1 protein-coding gene is annotated in these 570 nt (G+C 40.7%); it reads left to right on the top strand.

Annotated elements, in window-relative coordinates; translation table 11 throughout:
- Nucleotides 1-109: 109 nt before the first annotated feature.
- Nucleotides 110-469, top strand: coding sequence for a DUF1725 domain-containing protein (locus tag I6F66_RS21675; RefSeq protein ID WP_197209834.1), 360 nt, complete (start codon nucleotides 110-112; stop codon nucleotides 467-469).
- Nucleotides 470-570 lie beyond the last annotated feature (101 nt).

Here is a 570-nt window from a genome sequence, read left to right as displayed (position 1 = left end):
TCATAAACAAAGCAACGAACAACAAATGTAGGAGAGGTTGTGGGGAAAAGGGGACCTTAGTTCACTGTTGGTGGGATTGCAGACTGGTACAACCATTATGGAAAACAGTATGGAATTTTCTCAGAAAATAAAAATCGACCTGCCTTTTGACCCAGCAATTCCACTGCTGGGATTATATCCTAAGAACCCTGAAACACCAATCCAAAAGAACCTATGCACCCCAATGTTCATAGCAGCACAATTTACAATAGCCAAGAGCTGGAAGCAACCTAAGTGCCCATCAGTAAATGAATGGATCAAAAAATTGTGGTACATATACACAATGGAATTCTATGCAGCAGAGAGAAAGAAGGAGCTACTACCTTTTGCAACAACATGGATGGAACTGGAAAGCATTATGCTGAGTGAAATAGGCCAGGTGTTGAAAGACAAATACCATATGATTTCATTCACATGTGGAATTAAATGAGCAAACTGAACTAACAAGCAAAATAGAAACTGACTCATAGGTACAGGGCAGCATAACAGCTATGGTTGGGGGAATTTAGGGGGTGGAGGGATCAAGCAAAA

It is taken from the genome of Pseudoalteromonas sp. NZS100_1 (assembly GCF_015864285.1).
GTDB classification, from domain to species: Bacteria; Pseudomonadota; Gammaproteobacteria; order Enterobacterales; family Alteromonadaceae; genus Pseudoalteromonas; species Pseudoalteromonas arctica.
This window is presented reverse-complemented; position numbering and strand designations above follow the sequence as displayed.